At 71.5% G+C, this 16,301-nt stretch carries 13 protein-coding genes and 1 pseudogene; 3 read left to right on the forward strand and 11 right to left on the reverse strand.

The features are described from left to right. Window positions 1-19: 19 nt before the first annotated feature. The 5 genes and pseudogenes from ACN9MP_RS00400 to ACN9MP_RS00420 form a co-directional block, all read right to left on the reverse strand. Window positions 20-703 carry a response regulator gene (locus tag ACN9MP_RS00400; protein ID WP_426322935.1) on the reverse strand — a complete coding sequence of 228 codons (684 nt, stop codon included), beginning with the start codon at window positions 701-703 and terminating at the stop codon, window positions 20-22. Then, window positions 700-2,154 (reverse strand): annotated as a pseudogene (locus ACN9MP_RS00405) (sensor histidine kinase); the annotation flags it as partial. The gene ACN9MP_RS00400 and the pseudogene ACN9MP_RS00405, both read right to left, overlap by 4 nt. A gap of 130 nt (window positions 2,155-2,284) precedes the next feature. After that, window positions 2,285-2,743, reverse strand: coding sequence for a Fe-S cluster assembly sulfur transfer protein SufU (gene sufU, locus ACN9MP_RS00410; protein ID WP_426322937.1), 459 nt, complete (start codon window positions 2,741-2,743; stop codon window positions 2,285-2,287). Beyond that, window positions 2,740-4,041, reverse strand: coding sequence for a SufS family cysteine desulfurase (locus ACN9MP_RS00415; RefSeq protein WP_426322939.1), 1,302 nt, complete (start codon window positions 4,039-4,041; stop codon window positions 2,740-2,742). The genes sufU and ACN9MP_RS00415 overlap by 4 nt, the downstream gene beginning before the upstream one ends. Window positions 4,042-4,133: 92 nt before the next feature. Continuing rightward, on the reverse strand, window positions 4,134-6,146 hold the full coding sequence (locus tag ACN9MP_RS00420; protein ID WP_426326138.1) for an APC family permease: 2,013 nt from the start codon (window positions 6,144-6,146) through the stop codon (window positions 4,134-4,136). A 221-nt stretch (window positions 6,147-6,367) separates the two neighbouring features. Here ACN9MP_RS00420 and ACN9MP_RS00425 point away from each other — a divergent pair, with 221 nt between their 5' ends. After that, window positions 6,368-7,462 carry a VanZ family protein gene (locus ACN9MP_RS00425; protein ID WP_426322941.1) on the forward strand — a complete coding sequence of 365 codons (1,095 nt, stop codon included), beginning with the start codon at window positions 6,368-6,370 and terminating at the stop codon, window positions 7,460-7,462. A gap of 39 nt (window positions 7,463-7,501) precedes the next feature. Here the strand turns inward: ACN9MP_RS00425 and ACN9MP_RS00430 are convergent, their stop codons facing one another. The 3 genes from ACN9MP_RS00430 to ACN9MP_RS00440 form a co-directional block, all read right to left on the reverse strand. Then, window positions 7,502-8,746 carry an amidohydrolase gene (locus ACN9MP_RS00430; RefSeq protein WP_426322943.1) on the reverse strand — a complete coding sequence of 415 codons (1,245 nt, stop codon included), beginning with the start codon at window positions 8,744-8,746 and terminating at the stop codon, window positions 7,502-7,504. Between the two features lie 117 nt (window positions 8,747-8,863). After that, window positions 8,864-9,883, reverse strand: a complete 1,020-nt coding sequence (locus ACN9MP_RS00435) for a LacI family DNA-binding transcriptional regulator (protein ID WP_426322945.1) — start codon at window positions 9,881-9,883, stop codon at window positions 8,864-8,866. Between the two features lie 75 nt (window positions 9,884-9,958). After that, window positions 9,959-11,662: a glycoside hydrolase family 13 protein gene (locus ACN9MP_RS00440; protein ID WP_426322947.1), complete on the reverse strand. Its 1,704-nt coding sequence runs from the start codon at window positions 11,660-11,662 to the stop codon at window positions 9,959-9,961. Between the two features lie 128 nt (window positions 11,663-11,790). Here ACN9MP_RS00440 and ACN9MP_RS00445 point away from each other — a divergent pair, with 128 nt between their 5' ends. Further along, window positions 11,791-12,306: an adenine phosphoribosyltransferase gene (locus ACN9MP_RS00445; protein ID WP_426322949.1), complete on the forward strand. Its 516-nt coding sequence runs from the start codon at window positions 11,791-11,793 to the stop codon at window positions 12,304-12,306. Between the two features lie 22 nt (window positions 12,307-12,328). Here ACN9MP_RS00445 and ACN9MP_RS00450 read toward each other — a convergent pair whose 3' ends face one another. The 3 genes from ACN9MP_RS00450 to uraD form a co-directional block, all read right to left on the reverse strand. After that, complete coding sequence (locus ACN9MP_RS00450; RefSeq protein ID WP_426322951.1) at window positions 12,329-12,916, reverse strand: pyridoxamine 5'-phosphate oxidase family protein; 588 nt, start codon at window positions 12,914-12,916, stop codon at window positions 12,329-12,331. A gap of 72 nt (window positions 12,917-12,988) precedes the next feature. Next, window positions 12,989-14,182 carry an FAD-dependent urate hydroxylase HpxO gene (hpxO, locus tag ACN9MP_RS00455; RefSeq protein WP_426322953.1) on the reverse strand — a complete coding sequence of 398 codons (1,194 nt, stop codon included), beginning with the start codon at window positions 14,180-14,182 and terminating at the stop codon, window positions 12,989-12,991. After that, window positions 14,179-14,706, reverse strand: a complete 528-nt coding sequence (gene uraD / locus ACN9MP_RS00460) for a 2-oxo-4-hydroxy-4-carboxy-5-ureidoimidazoline decarboxylase (protein WP_426322954.1) — start codon at window positions 14,704-14,706, stop codon at window positions 14,179-14,181. Before uraD ends, hpxO begins: the two co-directional genes overlap by 4 nt. 171 nt (window positions 14,707-14,877) lie before the next feature. On the opposite strand from uraD, the gene allB reads away from it, so the two are divergent. Beyond that, window positions 14,878-16,275 carry an allantoinase AllB gene (gene allB, locus ACN9MP_RS00465; RefSeq protein WP_426322956.1) on the forward strand — a complete coding sequence of 466 codons (1,398 nt, stop codon included), beginning with the start codon at window positions 14,878-14,880 and terminating at the stop codon, window positions 16,273-16,275. Window positions 16,276-16,301: the final 26 nt, after the last annotated feature.

Consider the following 16,301-nt stretch of genomic DNA (forward strand, 5'->3'; position numbering starts at 1 on the left):
CGGCCCGGGAGGCCGCGGGTCAGGCGGCGGTGTCGGCGAGAAGGCGGTATCCCATGCCGGACTCGGTCAGCAGGTGCGCGGGGCGGCCGGGATCGGGCTCGAGCTTCTTGCGCAGCTGCGAGATGTACAGCCGCAGGTAGCCGGTGTCGGCGATCTGCTCGGTGCCCCAGATGTCTTTGAGGAGCGACTGACGGGTCACGAGCGCCCCCGCGTTGCGCGCCAGGAACTCGAGGATCCGCCACTCCGTCGGGGTGAGGTGCACGCGGTCGCCTGCGCGCGTCACGGTCTTGGTCGAGAGGTCGACCACGACGTCGCCGAAGGTGACGACCGGGGATCCGGATGCTGCGCCCGCACGCCGTGACAGGGCTCGAAGCCGCGCGAGCAGCTCGTCGATCTGGAACGGCTTCGTGACGTAGTCGTCGGCGCCGGCGTCCAGCGCCTCCACCTTGTCGCTCGCGCCGGTGCGCCCCGACACCACGATGATCGGTGCCCTCGTCCAGCCGCGCAGCGCCTCGATGACCTGGACACCGTCGAGGCGCGGCATCCCGAGGTCCACCATCACGATGTCGGGATGCTCCTTGGCGGCGAGCGTCACAGCGGCCACGCCGTCGGGCGCCGCGACGACGTGGTACCCGTGCGCGGCGAGGGTGATGCGCAGTGCGCGGACGAGCTGAGGATCGTCGTCGGCGACGAGCACCTTCACCGCGACCCCGCCCCGCCCCGCGCGGTTGCGGCAGCGTCGTCGACCGGCAGCGCGATCACCATCGTCAGTCCTCCTCCGGGGGTCGGCTCGGGGGCGAGCGTACCGCCCATCCCTTCCGTGAACCCCTTCGACAGCGCGAGACCGAGCCCGAGGCCGGCGCTGTTGTCGGTGTCGCCGAGCCGCTGGAACGGCGAGAACATGTCGCCGAGGCGATCGGCCGGCACACCGGCACCGTGATCGATCACGCGGATCTCGGCCGTGCCGCCGATCCGGCTCGTCGACAGGCGCACACGGGAGGCAGGGGGCGAGTGGCGCACCGCGTTCGCGAGCACGTTCACGAGCACGCGCTGCAGCAGCACCGGGTCGGCCAACAGCGGCGGGAGCCGGGGATCGAGCGCGAGCTCGAGCCGCTCCGGCTCGGCACCCAGCTCCTCCACAGCGGTCAGCACGACCTCCGCGCTGTCGACGGACTGCAGCGAGACCGCGAGCACGCCGGCCTCGATGCGACTGACGTCGAGCAGGTCGGTCACGAGGGCCGACAGCGCGGCGAGCGACTCGTCCGCCGTGGCGACGAGCTCCTCACGGTCGGCGGGTGAGAGGCTCGCGCCCGCCGCGCGAAGCCCGCCGACGGCCGCGACCGCGGCGGCGAGCGGGCGCCGGAGGTCATGGCTCACCGCCGAGAGCAGCGCACTGCGCACCTGGTCGGTCTCGGCGAGCACGCTCGCCTTGCGGGCGGTGGCCGACAGGTCGGTGTGCTCGAGGGCGGCCGACAGCTGCGCCGCGATCGCCCGGAGGAGGCGCCGTTCGGACGCATCCAGCACGTGCCCGTGCAGTTCGAGCATCGCCGGCGGCCCGCCGTTGCGCCTGCCGACCGTGACGGTCTCGAAGCTCCCGTCGGGCACCGGTTCGCCGTCGGTCGCGAGCACCGAGCCGTCGGCGTCCACGAGACGCGCACCCGTGAGGCCCAGCGACTCGCGCGTGCGGCTGATCAGCGCCGGCACCGCGGACTCCCCGCCCAGCACGCTTCCGGCGACGTTGGCGAGGAGGTCGGCCTCGGCCTCCGACCGCTGCGCCGCACGGGTGGCTCGCGCGGCGCGGTCGACGACGAAGCTCACCAGCACGGCGATCAGCACGTACAGCACGAGCGCCCACAGGTTGCGGGGATTGGCGATGCTGATGGTCTGGTACGGCTGCACGAAGAAGTAGTTGAGGGTGAAGGCCGACATGACCGCCGCGAACACCGCTGGCCAGATGCCGCCGACGAGCGACACGAGCACCACCAGCAGCTGGTAGGCGAGCACGTCGCTCGTGATCGTCTCCTCGCTGCGCATGGCGACGAGGAGCCACGTCAGCAGCGGGCCGCCGACGATGGCGAGTGCGAAGCCGAGCGCTCGCCGGCGGGCGCTGAGGGCACCGCCCGATGTCGACGGCAGCGGGAACCGATCGCCCGCGTCGGGTTCTCGCTGCCTGCCGCGCTCCATGTGGTCACCCTACGACCCGGGACGGATGCCGCGGCCGCCGTCCTCACGGAATCCGTGCGTCGTGGGCGTGCGGGCTGGCGCCGTCGCGGGCGGGCCGGGGTCAGGCGCGGGCGATCGCGTCCTCGAACGCGACCCACGCGAGCATCGCGCACTTGACGCGCGCGGTGAACTTCGAGACGCCCGAGAGTGCCGCCGCGTCTCCGAAGACCTCTTCGTCGAGCGGGATCTCGCCGCGCGAGCGCAGCGCTTCGCGGAAGCCGTCGATGAGGACGGATGCCTCGGCCCGCGGCATCCGCTCCTCCTCCTCGACGAGCGCGGCGAGCATCGATGCCGACGCCTGCGAGATGGAGCAGCCGGCGCCGTCCCACGTGACCTCCTCGACCGCGCTCCCGTCGTCGGAGAGGCGCACGCGCAGGGTGATCTCGTCGCCGCAGATCGGGTTGCGCTGGAACGACTCCGCGACCCGCCCCTCGGCCGCCTCGGCGCCGAGGCCCTTGCCGTGCGGGCGCTTGGAGTGGTCGAGGATCAGCTCCTGGTACAGGGACTCGAGGCCGCTCATGCGCCGGCTCCGAAGAACGTGCGCACGCCCGACAGCGCGTCGAGGAAGACGTCGACGTCGCCGGCGGTGTTGTACAGCTGGGTCGAGGCCCGCACCGAGGCGGTGAGGCCGAACCGGCGGTGCAACGGCTGGGCGCAGTGGTGCCCGACGCGCACCGCGACGCCGCGCGCGTCGAGGAACTGGCCGACGTCGTGGGCGTGCACGCCCTCGACCTCGAACGACCACAGGCCCACCCGCTCGGCACCCGTCGCATCGCCCAGCAGCCGCACGCCGGGAATGGACCGCAGGCCCTCGCCCATGCGGCTCTCGAGCGCCTTCTCGTGCGCGTGCACCGCGGCCATGCCGACGCCGTCGAGGTAGCGCACCGCGGCGGCGAGGCCGATCGCCTGCGACACAGGCTGGGTGCCCGCCTCGAACCGCTGGGGCGGCGGCAGGTACGACGCCTCGTCCAGGGTCACCGTGGTGATCATCGAACCGCCGGTGAGGAACGGCGGCAGCGCCCCGAGCACGTCGGCGCGGCCGTAGAGTCCTCCGACGCCGTAGGGGCCGAGCATCTTGTGCCCCGAGAAGACCGCGAGGTCGACGCCCAGGGCGGGGAGGTCGAGCGGCACGTGAGGTGCGGACTGGCAGGCGTCGAGCACGGTCACCGCACCCACCGCCTTCGCCAGCCCGACGAGCTCGTCGACAGGGTTCACGATGCCCAGCACGTTCGAGACGTGCGTGAAGGCGACGACACGCGTGCGCTCGCCGATGAGGGCGGCGGCAGCATCCGTGTCCAGGGTTCCGTCGTCGCGGACCGGGATGTGCCGCAGCACCGCGCCGGTGCGCGCGGCCAGCTCCTGCCAGGGGATGAGGTTGGCGTGATGCTCCGACTCGGTCACGACGATCTCGTCGCCCGGTCGCAGTGCGAAGCGGGCGCTCGCGGGCGCGCCGCGCCCGGCGGAGGCGTTGCCGATCGCGTAGGCGACGAGGTTGAGGCCGGCGGTCGCGCCGCTCGTCCACGCCAGCTGCTCGGGCTGCGCGCCGACGAAGCCCGCCACGGTCGCGCGGGCGTCCTCGAACAGCTCGGTGGCCTCGGCGGCGAGGGTGTGCGCGCCGCGGTGCACGGCGGAGTTCGCGCGGGTCAGGAAATCGACCTCGGCATCGATGACCGTCTGGGGCTTCTGGCTCGTCGCGCCGGAGTCGAGATAGACGAGGCGCTCGCCGTTCACGCGGCGGTCGAGGAGCGGGAAGTCCGCGCGCAGCGCGGTGGCATCCAGGGGCGCGACCTGGGAGGGCGAGGGTGCGGAAGTGCTCACCCTTCCAGGCTACGCGGGATGCTGCCACCCGGCGCCGGGTGGTCGGTGGGGGTTCGCGCGCCCGGCGCCGGTGTCAGGGCTCGGGCACGGATTCAGGGCTTCGGCAGTGGGGCGCGCTCGGGTGCCTCGGACGGCTCGGGCGGCCCGGCCGGGCGAACGGCCCGGCGTCCCACGCGGTGCACCTCCGGCGCCGAACCCCGCCCGGCGCGGTCGTCGCCCGGCAGCGCATGGGATCGGCGACCGTAGATGAGCTCCGACGAGTCGAGCAGCCACGGCACGAGGGTGATCGAGACCCCGTGCACGAGCATCAGCTGCTGCGCGATGCGACGGGCGCGGCGGTTGTGGAGCAGCGACTCCCACCAGTGACCGACGATGTACTGCGGCAGGTAGACGGTGACGACGGCCGATCCGTGCTCCTCCCGGTACTTCTTCACGAACTCCGCGATGGGGCTGGCGTACATGCGATAGGGCGACTCGATGATCTTCAGCGGAATCGGCATCCGGTGCGCGCGCCATTCGGCCTCGAGCGCCGCGGCGTCCTCTTTCGTCACCGAGACGTGCACCGCGAAGGTCTTGTCGTGCTTTGCGGCCAGGGCGTAGTCGACCGCCTTGACGACGGGCTTCTGCAGGCGGTTGACCAGGATCAGCGCGACATCGCCCGTCGAGCCGAAGTGCGTCTGGTCGTCCATGGCGATCTCGTGCTCGACGTCACGGTAGTAGCGGTGCACGCCGACCATGAGGAATGACAGGATCGGGATGGCGAGGAAGACGAGCCACGCGCCGTGCGTGAACTTCGTGATGGTCACGATGACGAGAACGGATGCCGTCATCGTGGCGCCCACCGAGTTGATCACGAGGCCCTTGCGCAGCCCGAACAGCTCGGTGCGGGCCGCGGTGCTTCCCCGGTCGCCGGCAGGCAGGCCCCGGATCGCGCGAATGCCGCGCGACCAGTGCCGGATCATGCCGATCTGGCCGATCGTGAACGAGACGAACACCCCGATGATGTAGAGCTGGATGAGGTTCGTGAGATTCGCCTGGTAGACCACCAGCACCCCGATGGCGACGAGCCCCAGAATGATCATGCCGTTGGAGTAGACCAGGCGATCACCGCGGGTGTTGAGGGCCTTGGGCGCGTAGCCGTCGCGCGCGAGCACCGATCCGAGGAGGGGGAAGCCGTTGAATGCCGTGTTCGCGGCGAGCAGCAGCACGACTGCCGTCGCCGCCTGGATGACGAAGAACGGGATCGAGTTCATGCCGAACACGGCCGACGACACCTGGGCCATCAGGCTCGGCTGGGGATTGGAGCAGTCGAAGCCGACGAGGTCGCAGGGGTTCTCGGCGTAGTGCACGCCCGACACGAGGGCGATCGCGGTGAGTCCCGCGAACAGCAGGATGGCGATGCCGCCCATCATCGCGAGCGTCGTCTGTGCATTGCGCACCTTGGGCTTGCGGAACGCCTGGACACCGTTCGAGACGGCCTCGACGCCCGTCAGTGCCGAGCAGCCGCTCGAGAAGGCACGGAGCACGAGGAGGATGACGGCCGCCTGCGTGAGGTTCTCGGTCTGCACTGAGTACGCGGCGCTGGAGGCCACCGGCGGGTTGCCCGTCACGATCTGGAACAGCCCGACGAGGATCATGACCCCGACCGAGCCGATGAAGACGTACGTCGGGATGGCGAACGCGCGGGATGCCTCGCGCACGCCACGGAGGTTGACGATGACGATGAGGATGACGAAGCCCACCGCCAGCTCGACGCGCCACGGGTTCAGACCCGGAAGAGCCGAGATGATGTTGTCGACGCCGGAGGCCACCGACACGGCAACCGTGAGCACGTAGTCGACGAGCAGTGCCGACGCCACGATGACCCCCGGAATCTCGCCGAGGTTCTTGCGAGCGACCTCGTAGTCGCCGCCGCCCGAGGGGTAGGCCTTGATGAGCTGGCGGTAGCTGATCACGACGACGATCAGCAGCACGATGACGGCGGCGGCGATCCACGGGGCGAAGGCCAGGAACGCCAGGCCGCCCGTCAACAGGATCAGCAGCAGCTCCTGCGGCGCGTATGCGACCGACGAGAGCGCGTCGGACGCGAAGATCGGCAGCGCCATCTTCTTCGGGAGCAGGTGCTCGTCGGAGTCGGTCGACGCGAGCGGATCACCGAGGATCAGGCGCTTCGCGATCGGTGTCTCGTCGACCGACTGCTCGCGGCTTTCGTTCGTCACGGCCTGCAACGCTACCCGGCGGTATTCCCCTCTTTTGCGATCCTCACGGAATCCATGCGGGCGTACGTCGGGGGACGCCGCGGCGACACCTCTGGGACACTCTTAGCGTGGACGAGCAGCTCATCCTCGGCGTGCTCGCGATCACGCTGGGAGTGGTCGTCGGGGTGCTGCTGTTCGTGCCTTTCGTCGCGCTCAGCTACCGTCGCCGGGGCGGATTCGGCCTCGGCCGCTTCATGCTGTGGGGAGCGGCCTTCGGCTCCTTCCTGGCGATCTGGATCTGTGCGCTGCTGCCGCTGCCCGACCCCGGCACGATCGTGTGCGCGAGCGCGAACGTGGAGGTCACCGTGATCGCCGACCACGTTCGCACGGCCGTCATGCGACGACGCGGAGGCGCCGCCGCGACCGACCCCGCCCTCCAGCTGCTGCTGAGCATGCTGTTGTTCGTTCCGCTCGGCTTCTTGCTGCGCGTGCTGGGCGGGCGCGGGGTGACCACCGCGCTCGTGGCCGGGTTGCTGCTCTCGGGCTTCATCGAAGTGACCCAGCTCACCGGCGTGTGGGGTCTCTATCCGTGCGCGTACCGGGCTTTCGACGTCGGCGACCTGCTCGCGAACACCCTGGGGGCAGTGCTCGGATCACTGCTCGCCCTCGCCGTGCCACGCCGCCGTCGCGGATCCCCGCGTATGCCCGGTGCCGAACCGCCGCAGCCGGTCACGCGCGGCCGGCGTCTGCTCGGCATGCTGTGCGACGCGCTCGCCGCGTGGGTGCTCGGTCTCACGGTCATGGTCGCCGTGCAGCTTTTCCTCTACCTGCTCGGGGCGGACGCGGCCGTGCGCGACGGGACTGCGGCGGCGCTCATCGGCTCGGTCGTGCCGATCGCGGTGTGGCTCGTCGTCACGCTCGCCACCGGGGGCACGATCGGCGACCACACCGCGCAGCTGCGCTTCGCCGGTGGCGAGCTGCCCGTCCCGCTCGCCCGCTTCCTCCGGTTCATCGGCGGCATCGGCGGCTACCTGGTGCTCATGGCGCTGCCGGGGGCGTGGGCCTACGTCGCCTCGGTGTTCGCGACGGTGTCGCTCGCGCTGGTCTTCCTGACGGACCGCGGGCGCGGTCTTCCCGGCGTCGTCTCCGGCCAGCGCCTCGGCGACGCGAGGGAGCGGGGGGAGTCGGATGCCGCGCCCCCCGGGTCGGCCAGCGCTCAGTGACGCGGGGTGTCGCCGGGTCGCGGCATCCGTCCGTTCGGCTCAGCTCTCGGGGGCGTCCAGGAACTCGCGTGCGGCGACCACGAGCGCGTCGACGCCGCGGCCGAGCGTCGGCTGAAGCACCGGTGCGAAGAACGGCGAGTGGTTGGTCGGGATGTCGCGCTCGACGGTGCCGGCGGCGGTCGCCTCGGCGAACGCGACCGGGTCGACCCCGCCCCAGAACCAGAACACCAGCGGCACGCCGGCCTCGCGGGCGAACCACGACACGTCCTCGCTGCCGGTGAACATGCCGGGGTCGATGACCGTGCCCTCCCCGAACGCCGAGTCGAAGGCGAGCACGAGGCGGGCCGTCGCGTGCACGTCGTTGATCGTCGGCGGCAGCGTGTGGTCGGTGATGATGACCGGCGGCTCCTCGGCGCCGGAGGCCTGGGCCTCGGCGCGGACGATGCGCTCGACCTTCTCGAGCACGCGGGCACGGGCCTCGTCGTCGGGGTACCGGAGGCTGAGCTCGAGCTTCGCCTCGGCCGGGATGATGTTGTTCTTGAGACCCGCGTGGATCGAGCCGACGGTGACGACTGCGACGTCTCGAGGGTCGACCTCGCGCGACACGATCGTCTGCAGGCGCATGACGGTGGCCGCCGCCATGACGACCGGGTCGATGGTCGAGTGGGGGCGCGAGCCGTGGCCGCCGCGACCCAGCAGGGTGACGGTGAGGCCGTCGGATGCCGCCATCTGCGTTCCGCTGCGCACCCCGATCGTGCCTGCCGGCAGCGGCGTGACATGCTGGCCGAGCACGATGTCGGGCTTCGGGAAGCGGTCCAGCACGCCGTCCGCGATCATCGCCTGCGAGCCGGCGCCGTATTCCTCGGCGGGCTGGAACACGGCCACGATCGTGCCCGACCACTCGCTCTTCGTGGCCACCAGGCGCTCGAGGGCGCCGATCAGGGCGGTGACATGCATGTCGTGACCGCAGGCGTGCATCACGGGCACGTCGTTGCCCGCGGGATCGGTGCCGCGCGCCGTGCTGGCGTACTCCAGCCCGGTCTGCTCCGGCACCGGGAGGGCGTCCATGTCGGCCCGCAGCCACACCACGGGCCCCTCGGCCCCTGAGCCTGTCGAAGGGTTGCGGATGACCGCCGCGATGCCGGTCTTGCCGATCCCCTCCTCGAACTCGATGCCGAGCTCGGTCAGGCGCTGCGCGATCACCCCCGCCGTCCGGGTCTCCTGGAACGACAGCTCCGGGTGACGGTGCAGATCGACGTAGATCGCTTCGAGGTCGAGGGCCATGCGGACGAGCCTATCCGCCCGCCGATCTTCGCTCCCCTGTCACGTTGTGTCGCGGCCCATGGCGTGACGCGACAGGTGATCGGCAGGGCGGGAGGCGGGCGAGGTCGGGGCGCGGGGCTATTGGGTGAGCCGTGTGGTGGAGCCGCGCACGATGAGCTCGAAGGGCAGTTCGCCCGGCCGGTGGGCGGGGGGCGCGGCATCCGTCGACTCCAGCGCCTGCAGGATCGCCTCGGCAGCCCGCTCGCCCTGCCCGAGCGGGAACTGGTCGACCGTGGTGAGCCGGAAGAACTCGCCCAGCTCGTGGCCGTCGATGCCGATGACCGAGAGGTCCTCGGGCACGCGATAGCCGAGTTCGCGGGCGGCGAGCATGGCGCCGAGCGCCATCTCATCGGATGCCGCGAAGATCGCCGTCGGCCGCCGCCCCGGCTTGCCGAGCAGCTGCTTGGCCGCCCGGAAGCCGCCCTCGATGGTGAAGTCGGCCGGCTCGTAGAGCGAGGGGCTCACGGGGATGCCGGCATCCGCCAGCGCCTGCTCGAACCCCTGGCGGCGGCGGGTCGGGATGTGGAAGTCGACGTCGAACTCGGGGCTCGCCCCGATGTGCGCGATCTCGCGGTGACCGAGTGCGAGCAGGTGCTCGGTGGCCAGCCGGGCGACCGCCACGTCGTCGACGGTCAAGGTGGGGAGGAGCGGATTGGGCCCGCCGATCGCGATCACCGGGAGGTCCAGCTCGACGAGCCGTTCGCTCTCCTCCCGCCCGAGCTCGAGCGAGATGGCGATCACGCCGTCCACGCGCTGGCGGCGCAGGAACGTGTCGAAGATGTCGTGGCGCTCGCCGCGGTCGGCGGTCAGGCTGTACAGCGTGATGTCATAGCCCCGGCGCATCAGCGCCGAGGCGATGCCGCTCAGCACCGTCGAGAAGAACCAGCGGTCGAGGAACGGCACCAGCACCCCGATGTTGCGGGTGCGCCCCGAGGCGAGACTCGACGCCGATGCCGACACGACGTAGCCGAGGCTCTTCGCCGCCGCCTCGACCTTCGCCTTGGCGGCGGCCGAGACGTGCCCGCGGCCGCTCAGCGCGCGCGAGACGGTCGCCGTCGAGACGCCCGCCTCGCGGGCGACCTCGTCGATGCTGACCACGTCGTCACCTTGTCTTCGGGAAGGAGGGGCTCGTCCGGCGGAAGCGGATCCGCCGAGCGGGACGGATGACGCGGGTCAGACGGTCTCGACCCACACCGTCGTGTCGGCCGGGATCCCGTCGGCGACCGCACCGCTCGCCGCGATCACGATACCGCTCGGGAGCGGGATCGGCGTGGATCCGGTGTTCGCCACGACGGTGACATTCCCATTGCGGAATGCGATGGCCTCCGCGCCGTAGCCGTCGATCCACTCGAGGGAGCCGGCTCCGAGCGCGTGCACGCGGCGCTCCGCGAGCAGCGTGCGGTAGAGCTCGAGCGTCGATCCCTCGACGCCGGTCTGCGCGTCGCGCGCCAGCGTCGCCCATTCGGCGGGCTGGGGCAGCCAGGACGCTCCCGAGTCGTTGAAGCCGTAGGCCGGGGCATCCGCGTTCCACGGGATCGGCACGCGGCAGCCGTCGCGACCGTACCTCTCGCCGTTGGTGCGGAACCAGGTGGGATCCTGCCGCGCGTCGCCAGGGATGTCGATGACCTCGGGGAGTCCGAGCTCCTCGCCCTGGTAGAGGTAGGCCGACCCCGGCAGGGCGAGCATCAGCGCCGTCGCGGCGCGAGCCCGGGCGAGGCCGACCTCGGGGATCGGCTGGCCGGGCGAGTCCGGACCGATGCCGTGACCCTGCGGGTTCTCCGCCGTCAGCGCGAGGCGTGACGCGTGGCGCACGACGTCGTGGTTCGACAGCACCCAGGTGCTCGGCGCGCCGACGCCGGGGAAGGCGCGGAGCGACACGTCGATGACCTCGCGCAGGTCTGCCGCGTTCCACTCGGTCGACAGGTACGGGAAGTTGAAGGCCTGGTGCATCTCGTCGGGACGCACCCACTGCGCGGTGCGCTCCGCGGTCGGCAGCCACGCCTCGGCGGCGAGGGCGCGGTCGCCGGCGTACTCCTCGAGGATCCTGCGCCAGTCGCGGTACACCTCGTGCACGGCGTCCTGACCCCAGTACGGGACGTGCTCCTCTTCGCCGCCCATCGAACCGGCCTCGGGGTCGGGGATGTAGTCCGGCAAGCCCTCCGCCTTGACCAAGCCGTGCGCCACGTCGACCCGGAAGCCGTCGACGCCCCGGTCGAGCCAGAAGCGCAGGATGCGCCGGAACTCCTCGCGCACCTCCTCGTTCGACCAGTCGAAGTCGGGCTGCGAAGAGTCGAAGAGGTGCAGGTACCACTGGCCGAGTTCGCCGCCGGCCTCGACCACGCGCGTCCACGCGGGGCCCCCGAACACGGACTCCCAGTTGTTCGGCGGCAGTTCGCCGTGCGTCCCCTTGCCGTCGCGGAACATGTAGCGTGCGCGCTCGGCACTGTGCGGAGCCGAGGCCAGAGCCTGCTGGAACCACTCGTGCTGGTCGGACGAGTGGTTCGGAACGAGATCGACGATGACACGGATACCGCGCCCGTGCGCTGCGGCCAGCATCTCGTCGAAGTCGGCCAGGGTGCCGAAGAGCGGGTCGACGTCGCAGTAGTCGCTGACGTCGTAGCCGGCGTCCTTCTGAGGGGAGCGCTGGAAGGGGCTCAGCCAGATCGCGTCGATGCCGAGGTGCGCGAGATCGTCGAGGTGCGAAGTGATGCCGGGGAGGTCGCCGATGCCGTCGCCCGTCGCGTCCGCGAAGGAGCGGGGGTAGATCTGGTAGATGACGGCGGTGCGCCACCACTCCCCGGCGCCCCCTTCCGTGGCATGGCCGGGCAGGGGGGCGAGGAACGCGTCCGTGCGCTCGGCGGTCTCTGCGGAAGTCATGCGGCCAGTGTACTGCAAGCGCTTACATCACCGCGGTGGATTACGCGGCATCCTCATGTGGTCCGGCGCGAGGGCGATGCTCGGCGCGAGGACGGTGGTCGCCCGTTACCCGGGCGTAGGGTGGGCGGGTGCTGTCCGTAGCCCTCACGCGCGCCGAATCCCTCATCCGCACGATCCCGGACTACCCCGAGCCGGGAGTGCTCTTCCGCGACATCACGCCGCTGCTGGCGGATGCCTCGGCGGTGCGCACCGTCATCCACTCGATGATCGCGCCCTTCGAGGGCTCCTTCGACGTGGTCGCGGGGGTCGAGGCCCGCGGCTTCCTGCTCGCGGGCGCCGTGGCGATGGAGGCCGGCGTGGGGATGGTGCCGATCCGCAAAGCCGGCAAGCTGCCGTTGCCGGCGGCATCCGTCAGCTACGCCCTCGAGTACGGCACCGCCACGATCGAGGCGCACGACGACATCGCCGGCAGGCGCGTGCTGCTGGTCGACGACGTGCTCGCCACCGGCGGCACCCTCGTGGCCGCGCACGAACTCGTCCAGACGCTCGGCGGAACCGTCGTCGGCACCGCCGTGCTCATGGAGCTCACGGCACTCGGCGGCCGCGAGGTCGTCGGCGACGTGCACACCGTCTTCACGGCCTGAGCGCCGCGGACCGGCGTGCGCTTCAGCGACCGGAGTCGTCCTCCGGGACGACGGGCATCGGACCGGTGCGCGGCACGAAGTGAGGGATCGGGGCGGGGCGCTCGCCGCGCGCCGGATGCGGCGGCTCGGTCGAGACGGACGGCGCCACCGACCCCTCGAACGCCCTGAGGGGGTCGGACCGCCCCTCGTGCAGGCGGAACCGGCGGCCCGTGATGCTGCTCGCGACCACCTTGATCACGAAGAACTTCGCCGTGGGATTCCACGATCTGAGCGCCCGTACACCGCTGTCACGGATCTCGTCGTCCCGCGTCACGCGTTCGGCTCGGCCCCTGATGACGACGCTCCAGTACAAGTCGTCGTTCGTCGCGCCGTCCACCTCGAATGCCACGAGCGGATGCTGCGCGATATGGAGCAGCTTGGCGTCGCGGGCGGTGCGGATGAAGAGCGAGCCCTCGTGCGCGAGGTGGTTCACCGGGAAGATGTCGGGAGCGCCGTCGGCGTTGATGACGGCGAGCCGGCCGAGCTCCGCCTGCTGGAGGTACTCCCAGCACGTCGAGGCCGGAAGGCGTTCGACCTGGGGTGCTCGGTGTGACTCTGACGAATCGTTCATCGTGTGCTCGCTGCTCTCTCCCTCGGTCTTACCCCAGACCGGAGCCGAAGAGAAGAGCGCGGCGCGCCGTTCCTACCGCAGCACGCCGGCGCCCAGGTTGATGGGGCTGCCCTCGATGTTGCCGACGATGCCTCGGATGATGCCCTCGCCGTCGGCGCCGCGCAGGCTCTCGTACCAGGCGGCGGTGGCGTCGGGATCGTAGCCGTGGGTCTCGTCGCCGCGTTTGCGCGCGCGGAGCACCAGTTCCCCGGCACGCTCGGTGCGGCTGCGTTCGTAGCGGCGGAGGGTGTCCTCGACGCTCACCGTGTTGGTCGCCACCGCGATGGCGAGGGCGAAGGTGTCCTCCAGTGCGGAGCAGGCGCCCTGCCCGATGTCGGGCGCGGTGTTGTGCGCCGCGTCGCCGAGGATGGCGACACGGCCGCGCGCCCAGGTGTGGAACGGGTCGATGTCCCAGATCTCGACACGGTTGAGCGAGACCTCCGGGTCGATGCCGCCGAGGAGCGCCTGGACGCCGGGCGCCCACCCCGCGAACGCCTGGACGAGGGGAGCGATGCCGTCGCTGGGCTCGTAGGGCAGGCCGGCCGGCTGCGGCACGTCGAACCAGAAGTAGAAGCGGTCGCCCTCGATCGGCATCACGGCGGCGCGCTTGCCCTCGGCGACGTAGGTGGTCCACTGGTCGGCGGGGCCGATACGCGGGTCGCTGGGGACGAGGCCGTTGAAGTTGGTGTACCCCGAATAGGTGCGCTCGATGCGGGGGGCGTCGTCGTCGCGGGTGACGTGGTCGCGCGTGATCGACCGGGCGCCGTCGGCGCCGATGAGCATGTCGGCGGTGTCGGTGGAGCCGTCGGCGAAGGTCGCCGTGACGGCGCGGCCGTCGTCCGAGACGGCGACCATCTGCATGCCGAGGCGGATGCTGTCCATGCCGAAGGCGCGCATCAGCAGCGCCTGAAGGTCCGCGCGCGCCACCGGGTACGGGCGCTGCCCGGTCTGCTGGGTGACGGGGTCGAGGCTGAAGCGGCACAGCTGCTGACCGGTGCGCCCGTCCAGGTAGGCCATGTGGTCCATGCGGCCGCCGAGCGCGGCGACCTCGCGGCCCAGGCCGAGCCAATTGAGCACCTTGACGCCGTTGGACCACAGCGACAGCGCGGCGCCGACCGGCTTGTTCTCGCGCATCCTGTCGTAGATCACGACGTCATGACCCAGGTTCTTCAGGGCGATGCCCGCGCTCGTGCCGCCGATGCCGGCCCCGATGATGATGATCTTCAACTGTCAGCTCCCTCGTCGCCCTGGTGGCCGTCGTGGATGGCGGCGCGAAGCCGGAGCAGGGCGATTTCGCGGAGCTCGCCGAGGGCCTCGGCGGCCTCGGCATCGTCGTCGTTGCCGAGGCGGCGCTCGAGCTGGGCGAGCATCTCCTCGGGAGACCGTCCGGCCGCGCGGATCAGGAACACTCGGCGGAAGCGCTGCTCGTAAGCCGCGTTCCCCGCGTCGATGCGGGCCGCGACGTCGGCGGCGGCATCCGTCATCGACGCCTGTTCGCGACGGGATGCCGCAGCCTCGGCGCCCGCGCCCACGGGCTTCTCCCCGATCCGGGGGTGGTGGGCGAGAGCGGCGTCCAGGTCGGCGCGTGTCCACCCGGCGGCGAGGTCGGCGGCGCGCGAGGCGAGGGCCTCGACGGAGGCGTAGGGGCGGGCGCCGACGAGATCGTCCACCCACGCCGGGATCGCCGCCCAGACGGCGACGATCGCGCGGGCGGACGCCGCGTCCCGTTCGTTGAACTCTTCGATTCTCACGTCGATCCCCTTGCACGGGACGCTACCGGTGTGCCGTTCGGTGGGGGTTTCGACGTTGTGACAAGCGTGTGACCGTCGACTCGCGCGCTCGATTCACACCCGTGAAACGCGGAGGCCTCGCTTCGGGAACACGGGTGGGGGATGCTGGCGCCACGAGCAGAAGGAGTTCCGATGACCGAGGTGAGCACCCGCCGAGGCGCGAGCGGCCGCATCCGCGCAGCGCAGGCGTGGATCGAGGGCGCGTTCCGGCCCGCCGACGTCGAGTTCGAGCACGGCGTCATCACCGGCATCTCCACACCGGGTTCGGGGATGCGCGGCACGACGATCGTGCCTGACGACGCGGTGCTGCTGCCCGGACTCGTCGACTCCCACGTGCACGTGAACGAGCCGGGACGCACCGAGTGGGAGGGCTTCCGGTCGGCGACGCTCGCCGCCGCCGCGGGTGGCGTCACCACGATCGTCGACATGCCCCTCAACTCCGTGCCGCCGACGACGACCGTCGAAGCTCTCGAGATCAAGCGGGCGGCGGCTGCGGCATCCGCTCACATCGATGTCGGGTTCTGGGGCGGCGCGGTGCCCGAGAACCTCGGGGCGCTGCGCCCGCTGCACGAGGCGGGTGTGTACGGGTTCAAGTGCTTCCTGTCGCCGTCGGGAGTGGACGAGTTCGGCCACCTCGACCGTGCGCAGCTCGCCGCCGCGATGGAGGAGATCGCCGCGTTGGGCTCCCGGCTGATCGTGCACGCCGAGGATCCGCGGCTGCTCCACGACCACGGGGCGCTCGGTCCCGAGTACGGCGCGTTCCTCGCGAGCCGTCCGGCCGCGAGTGAGGCCTCGGCGATCGAGGCCGTCATCGCCGAGGCGCGCCGCACCGGCGCGCGTGCCCACATCCTCCACCTGAGCGACGCCCACTCCCTGCCGGCCATCCGCGCCGCGAAGGCCGACGGCGTCGCGCTGACCGTCGAGACGTGCCCGCACTACCTGACCATCGCCGCCGAAGAGATCCCCGACGGCGCGGCCGAGTTCAAATGCTGCCCCCCGATCCGCGAGGCGTCCAACCGCGACCTCCTGTGGGAGGGCGTCGTCGACGGCACCATCGACGCGATCGTGAGCGACCACTCCCCGTCGACCGTCGACCTGAAGCGATCGGGCGGCGGTGACTTCGGCCTCGCGTGGGGCGGGATCGCGGGGCTGCAGGTGGGCCTCTCCGCCGTATGGACCGAGGCTCGTCACCGCGGCATCCGTCTCGAGGAGATCCTTCCGCTGTACACGACCGGCCCTGCCGCCGTCGCGGGCATCGGGAGCGCGGGCGCCATCGCCGTGGGCGCGCCCGCGCACCTCACCGTCTTCGGCGTCGACGATCCGTTCGAGGTGCACGCCGAAGAGCTGCTGCACAAGAACCCGATCACCGCCTACGACTCCCGCGTGCTCACCGGTCGGGTGCGTCGGACATGGCTTGCGGGCCGGGCGGTCTTCGACATCACCGACGGCGGACCCGGTGAGGCGCCGCGCTTCCGGGGTCGGCCTGCCGGCAGGCTGCTGCGCGCGGAGTGGGCCACGGCCAGGGGATGACGTGTGCCCCCGACGGACGCGACGAA

The organism is Microbacterium sp. E-13 (assembly GCF_049912955.1).
Classification (GTDB): Bacteria; Actinomycetota; Actinomycetes; order Actinomycetales; family Microbacteriaceae; genus Microbacterium.

What these genes read in the sequence shown, in the direction of transcription:
- sufU (WP_426322937.1), bottom strand. Translation starts at nt 2,743, where the DNA reads ATGAGCGGCCTCGAGTCCCTGTACCAGGAGCTGATCCTCGACCACTCC.
- ACN9MP_RS00420 (WP_426326138.1), bottom strand. Translation starts at nt 6,146, where the DNA reads ATGGCGCTGCCGATCTTCGCGTCCGACGCGCTCTCGTCGGTCGCATAC.
- ACN9MP_RS00430 (WP_426322943.1), bottom strand. Translation starts at nt 8,746, where the DNA reads ATGGCCCTCGACCTCGAAGCGATCTACGTCGATCTGCACCGTCACCCG.
- ACN9MP_RS00440 (WP_426322947.1), bottom strand. Translation starts at nt 11,662, where the DNA reads ATGACTTCCGCAGAGACCGCCGAGCGCACGGACGCGTTCCTCGCCCCC.
- ACN9MP_RS00450 (WP_426322951.1), bottom strand. Translation starts at nt 12,916, where the DNA reads ATGAACGATTCGTCAGAGTCACACCGAGCACCCCAGGTCGAACGCCTT.
- allB (WP_426322956.1), top strand. Translation starts at nt 14,878, where the DNA reads ATGACCGAGGTGAGCACCCGCCGAGGCGCGAGCGGCCGCATCCGCGCA.